Origin of the sequence: Bacillus sp. USDA818B3_A (assembly GCF_009928415.1) — a bacterium.
In the GTDB taxonomy this organism is placed as follows: domain Bacteria; phylum Bacillota; class Bacilli; order Bacillales; family Cytobacillaceae; genus Neobacillus.
In genome coordinates, this window is record NZ_JAABNN010000015.1 from 115,106 (window position 1) to 121,205 (window position 6,100).

The 6,100-nt window shown below is 40.3% G+C and carries 6 protein-coding genes; 1 reads left to right on the forward strand and 5 read right to left on the reverse strand.

All coding sequences use genetic code 11. The features are described from left to right. Nucleotides 1-33: 33 nt before the first annotated feature. On the reverse strand, nucleotides 34-531 hold the full coding sequence (moaC, locus tag GXK58_RS19815) for a cyclic pyranopterin monophosphate synthase MoaC (protein ID WP_160724914.1): 498 nt from the start codon (nucleotides 529-531) through the stop codon (nucleotides 34-36). A gap of 265 nt (nucleotides 532-796) precedes the next feature. On the opposite strand from moaC, the gene GXK58_RS19820 reads away from it, so the two are divergent. Continuing rightward, complete coding sequence (locus GXK58_RS19820) at nucleotides 797-2,716, forward strand: ABC-F family ATP-binding cassette domain-containing protein (protein ID WP_160724915.1); 1,920 nt, start codon at nucleotides 797-799, stop codon at nucleotides 2,714-2,716. Between the two features lie 268 nt (nucleotides 2,717-2,984). Here the strand turns inward: GXK58_RS19820 and tsaD are convergent, their stop codons facing one another. Genes tsaD through tsaE form a run of 4 tightly spaced genes read right to left on the reverse strand, consistent with a single transcriptional unit; the run spans nucleotide 2,985 to nucleotide 5,626 of the window. Next, a complete protein-coding gene (gene tsaD, locus GXK58_RS19825) occupies nucleotides 2,985-4,010 on the reverse strand; it encodes a tRNA (adenosine(37)-N6)-threonylcarbamoyltransferase complex transferase subunit TsaD (RefSeq protein ID WP_160724916.1) in 1,026 nt (341 codons plus the stop codon). Continuing rightward, nucleotides 4,007-4,456 carry a ribosomal protein S18-alanine N-acetyltransferase gene (rimI, locus tag GXK58_RS19830; RefSeq protein WP_160724917.1) on the reverse strand — a complete coding sequence of 150 codons (450 nt, stop codon included), beginning with the start codon at nucleotides 4,454-4,456 and terminating at the stop codon, nucleotides 4,007-4,009. The genes tsaD and rimI overlap by 4 nt, the downstream gene beginning before the upstream one ends. Nucleotides 4,457-4,468: 12 nt before the next feature. Then, nucleotides 4,469-5,173 carry a tRNA (adenosine(37)-N6)-threonylcarbamoyltransferase complex dimerization subunit type 1 TsaB gene (gene tsaB, locus GXK58_RS19835; RefSeq protein ID WP_160724918.1) on the reverse strand — a complete coding sequence of 235 codons (705 nt, stop codon included), beginning with the start codon at nucleotides 5,171-5,173 and terminating at the stop codon, nucleotides 4,469-4,471. Next, on the reverse strand, nucleotides 5,174-5,626 hold the full coding sequence (gene tsaE, locus GXK58_RS19840; protein WP_160724919.1) for a tRNA (adenosine(37)-N6)-threonylcarbamoyltransferase complex ATPase subunit type 1 TsaE: 453 nt from the start codon (nucleotides 5,624-5,626) through the stop codon (nucleotides 5,174-5,176). Between the last annotated feature and the right edge of the window lie 474 nt (nucleotides 5,627-6,100).

Below are 6,100 nucleotides of genomic sequence, written 5' to 3' on the forward strand. Positions count from 1 at the left end.
AATCTCCCACACCCCAATAATAAAATTTAATCATTATCTCACTTGTTCAGTTCGTTGGAAGTCTCCATTTTTGCCGCCGGTTTTCTCGACTAAGTAGGTCGGCCCAATAATCATTCCTTTATCTACTGCTTTGCACATATCGTAAATGGTTAAGGCACAAACGGATGCGGCTGTGAGCGCTTCCATTTCCACACCTGTATTCCCTTTTGTTTTTACTGCTACACCAATATGTAATTGATAAGTTTGATTCGGGCCTTTCTCCCATGAGAAAGATATATTTACCCCTGTTAATGGAATCGGGTGACACATTGGAATGAGATCCCATGTCTTTTTCGCAGCCATTACCCCAGCTACCTGCGCAACAGCTAAAACATCACCTTTTTTCATTTCATGGTTCGTTATTTTTTCATATATTTCTTCACTGACTGTAATACTAGACTGAGCAAGAGCGGTTCGGGCTGTTTCAGGTTTATCACTAACATCCACCATTTTCGCTCTGCCTTCTTCATTAAAATGCGTGAAATCTGCCATAAGAAAATCCTCCTACAAAAAAATAATACACTATTTTTACCACTATGTGTGAAACTTTGAACGAAATTTATATTTTTCCTTGAAAAAAGTCCCATCAAACCTTACTTTATTGCTGTGATTACGCTTATACGGTACACTTATTATATAGGAAAGCCTTCTTATCGCTTAATCTTTAGTGAAACTTTTCACGTTAAGAATGAACTTGAATTCAGTTATTGTCTAATTTCAAGTTGTAACGCTTTGTCTTTAATAGAGGTGAATATAAATGATCTTGCTTCAAGTAAATCAACTGCAAAAATATTATGGTGCTGACCTTATTTTATCGAATATAAAGCTAGAATTACAAACCCGTGACCGTGTCGCACTTGTCGGCCGAAACGGTGCCGGTAAATCAACATTATTAAAAATTATTGCCGGGCATCTGTCTCATGATGGCGGTGAAATTATTAAACCGAAAGATGTAACGATCGGTTATTTAGCACAAAATACCGGACTTGAATCGAATTTATCAATTTGGGATGAAATGTTAACGGTTTTTGAGCCCCTTCAACAGATGGAAAAAACGCTCAGGCGTTTGGAGCAACAAATGGCCGACCCTGCTATTTTTGAAGACAATAATAAATACGAGCGTATTTTAAAAGAATATGACCAGCTTCAGGTAAAATTTAAAGAACAGGGCGGCTACCAATTTGAAGCAGATATTCGCTCAGTCCTCTCTGGTTTAAACTTCCGTGACCACACCTTGATGATTGCGTCATTAAGCGGAGGACAAAAAACCAGGCTGGCCTTAGGTAAGCTATTATTAACAAAACCTGATATTTTAATATTGGACGAGCCTACTAACCATCTCGATATCGATACCCTTTCCTGGCTGGAGCAATATTTGCAAGGATATGATGGTGCGATATTAATCGTTTCCCATGACCGTTATTTCTTAGATAAAGTCGTGACACAGGTCTATGAAGTGTCACGGAAACAAATCCAACGTTTTACAGGAAACTATAGTGCGTACCTTGATCAAAAGGCTGCTAATTATGAGCGCGATATGAAGCTTTACGAAAAACAGCAGCAGGAGGTAGCAGATCTGCAAGATTTTATCCAACGAAATCTCGCTAGAGCCTCCACAACCAAACGTGCCCAAAGCCGCCGGAAAAAGCTTGAGAAAATGGAGTTGATGGACCGCCCGCTTGGGGATGAAAAATCAGCCGCGTTTTCCTTTGAAATTGAAAAACAAAGCGGAAACGATGTCTTAACAGTAGAATCACTGGCCGTTGGCTACGAAGGCAGAAAGGTCTCAGAGGATATTTTGTTTCGTGCCTATCGCGGGGAAAGCATTGCTCTGGTCGGACCAAATGGGATTGGAAAATCCACTCTCCTGAAAACGATCATTAAGAGGCTTCCTGCGTTAGCAGGCACAATTCGCTATGGTACGAACCTAGCAATTGGTTATTATGACCAAGAACAAGCGGAATTAACTTCTAATAAACGTGTGTTAAATGAATTATGGGATGAATATCCGCTTAAAAGTGAAAAGGAAATTCGTACAGTTTTAGGTAATTTCCTATTTTCCGGTGACGATGTCTTAAAAATTGTCTCTACGCTAAGCGGCGGGGAAAAAGCTCGTCTTGCCCTTGCCAAGCTCATGCTGCAAAAAGCCAATCTGCTGATTTTGGACGAACCGACAAACCATCTTGACCTCGACAGCAAGGAAGTACTCGAGAATGCATTAATTGATTATCCTGGCACCATTCTTTTCGTCTCACATGATCGATATTTCATTAATCGAATTGCTACGAAGGTGTTAGAACTCAGTCCTAACGGAAGCTTAGAGTATTTGGGGGATTATGACTATTATGTGGATAAGAAACTAGAGCAGGAAGAACTGGCAGCCCTTGCCCAAGCAGCTTCTATTAAGAAAAGTAATGATAAGGAAACCGTTGATAAAAATAGTTATCAACAGGACAAGGAAAGCAAAAAAATTGAACGGCAGCGAAAAAGAAGATTAGAAGAAGTCGAACAGCGCATTGAGGAACTTGAAGAGCAAATTCAAGAGTTTGAGCAGCAATTATGTGATCCAGACGTATTTCAGGATCATGAAAAAGTAATAACAATTAATGTACAAAATGAAAAAGCAAAAGCGGAACTTGAGCAATTAATGGACGAATGGGCTGCTCTTGCCGAATAATGACGAAACCGGGCGAAATCTCCCGGTTTTTCTTTTAAAATAAATTAAGTTTTCCACAAGGTTACTCACATTTCAGATGGTATTGTTATGTACATTTATTGCACTTTTCCACAATATCCACAGTTATCCCCACTTTTATCCACATTATCAACAGATTGTTGATATCTATCCACAAATTGTGGGTATCCTTACTTATTATTCTGAAATTTTGTCCACATGTGTATAAATTTTTTCGACAAAAATTAAAAAGCCCTTCTTTACAGAAGGACTATTCATTATATAATTCAATATCCAAACCAGGATTGGCATTTAGATTTAATCCAGCCCTGACCCCTTTTTCGAACATCACACTACCCGCAGCAGCAATCATGGCTGCATTATCCGTACACAAAGATAGCGGCGGGATAACCAGTTCAACCTCAGGATGTGATGAAAAAGTCTTTTCAAGTGCCGCTCTTAGTCCTTTATTCGCTGCTACTCCACCAGCCACTAATAGCTGGTTCACTTTATATTCTTCAACTGCTCTCTCCGTCTTTTTCACCAGTACTTCAATGACACTTTCCTGAAAGCTCGCAGCCAGGTCTTCAGGAGCAATGATCTCACCACGCTGTTCAGCATTGTGGACCGTGTTGATAACCGCTGATTTTAAGCCACTAAAGCTAAAATCGTACGATCCTTCCTCAAGCCAAGCCCGCGGTAAGTTAATAGTCGGTTTTCCCTCATGGGCCAGGCGGTCAATATGCGGTCCGCCAGGATAAGGCATATTTAAAGTTCTTGCGACCTTATCGTATGCTTCACCAGCAGCATCGTCCCGTGTTTCTCCAATGACCTCGAAGTGTCCATGCTCTTTCATATAAACAAGTTCCGTATGCCCTCCAGAAACGACAAGGGCTAATAACGGGAATTTTAACTCTGACACTAATCTGTTGGCATAAATATGCCCTGCAATATGATGTACAGGCACTAGAGGTTTATTATGAGCAAAGGCAAGGGCTTTGGCCGCATTTACTCCAATTAGCAGTGCTCCCACTAAACCTGGACCCTCGGTTACCGCTACCGCGTCTATTTCTGAAAAAGTAAGATTCGCTTGGTGCAATGCTTCTTCAATGACTATTGTTATTTGTTCAACATGGTGCCTGGAAGCAATTTCAGGCACTACTCCGCCAAATCTTTTATGACTCTCAATTTGTGAGGCCACCACATTGGCTGCCATTTCACGGCCATTTTTAATGATAGCCACAGCCGTTTCATCACAGCTTGTTTCAATTCCTAATATAAATAAATCTTTTTTCATAAGTTCACCCACATAATTAATGCATCTTCCTGATTATCTGAATAATATCTTTTTCGAATCCCGCCATTTTGAAAACCAAATTTCCGGTAAAGTGATTGGGCTACGTGGTTAGTCACCCGGACTTCAAGGGTCATACTCTTTGCCCCCATTTCACGAGCCGTTGTCATCAGTTTAGCCAGCAGGGCCCCGCCTAGTTTCTTCCCTCTAAATTCCGGTAATATGGCTATATTTGTTACATGGGCCTCGTCAATAACAATCCATGAACCACAATAGCCGATTATTTTATGATCTTCCTCCAGGACGATATAGACGGCAAATTTATTATTGTGTATTTCATTATAAAAAGCCTCCCGACTCCAAGGAGTGGTAAAGGAGGCATGTTCAACCTCTAGTACTTTATCAATATCCTCATCCCTCATATAACGAAAAACAAAAGAATCTACCATTTGTCTCTAATCCTATCCATTTTGAATTTTTCCATTTGCCTCCAGCCATTTCGCTTCTGCTTCTGCCAAGCGAATATAATTTGGAACAAAGGTATGTAAATCTTCCCCTGGTTTATCTTTTCCTAGATAAGCAAGCTCCGCCGGGCGGGGATTGTGCTCGGTTACGTTCGCAAAGATAGCTTTTTGATTTAGGACCTCTTCTATTTTAGCCTGATGAATGGGTAAGTCATTTCCTACAAAGAGAACAGGTTTGTCCAGTGCTTGCAGTTCGACAACCCAATCTGCCAGCATGGTAAGTTGATCCTTTTTTATGGCAGTTAACTTGCCGTTTTGATATTGATAAAGGGAAGTATATACTTGTCCTCTTCTCGCATCAAATATTGGGGCGATATAACCATCAAAGTATCTTCCCATTGCTGCTAGGATTTCGAGGCTTGATACCCCAACAAGAGGTATATTTAATGTCCATGCTAACGTTTTTGCAATGGTTACACCAATCCTAACACCCGTATACGACCCTGGTCCTTTTGCCACAACAATTTTTGTTAAGTCAGCGGGCACCTTCCCACAATCCTTCATTAAGGTTTCGATCGCAGGCATAATCCGAACGGAGTGGTTCTTTTTTAAGTTTGTAATGTATTCACCGAGTACTTGATTTTCTTCTAACAGCGCTACTCCTAATACATAATTAGAAGTATCTATCGCTAATGTGGTCATCTAAAATATCTCCTTACATAGTTGCTCATATCTTTGCCCCTTGGGTGTTAAGACGATTTTTCGCTGATCCTGTCCCTGATGATATAAATAGATGGTCAACCGTTCAGCGGGCAGTTGTTCTTCAATTAAGTGAGCCCATTCCACTACTGTAATGCCATCGCCTTCAAAGTATTCATCAAAGCCCAGGTCTTCATAAGCATCCGCTACTCGGTATACGTCCATGTGGTACAGGGGGAGGTTTCCCTTATATTCTTTTATTATTGTAAATGTGGGGCTGTTAACGTTTTTCTTTACGCCTAATCCCTTGGCAAGACCTTTTGTAAAAGTCGTTTTCCCGGCGCCCAGATCTCCTTCTAATGCGATCACGTCCCCTGGCTGAAGATGTCCTGCGAGTCTTTCAGCAAACTGAGATGTTTCCTCATTATTTGATGTAGTTAATTCATATTCTTTCATCCAATCACCTAACTTTACCATAACAATTCTTTATTTTCATTTTACCCTTATTTGGGTATAAAAAAAACCTTAGGAACTCCTAAAGGTGGATACTTATCTAGTTTATAAGAATTTTTATACTCGGGTGTGGTTTTCTTTGAGTAATTCGTGGGATGAAGGACGGATGAAGGACTTTTTGAGTGATTTATCTTTCATATTTGTCCTTCATAGGTAGGATGAAGGACAGTTAAGACAGATTTTCTTTGATGTTGTCCTTCATAAGCAGGATGAAGGACACTTTTTAGGTTTTGTCTTTGATGGTTGTCCCTCATAAAAAAGATGAAAGACATTTGAAATTGCTTTTCTTAGAATTCCGTCTTCATATGTATTTTTAGGCAAAAAAAAAGACGAAACACTGTTTCGACTAGTTCTAAATAATATGGCGGTCTGGACGGGACTCGAACCCGCGACCTCCTGCGTGACAGGCAGGCATTC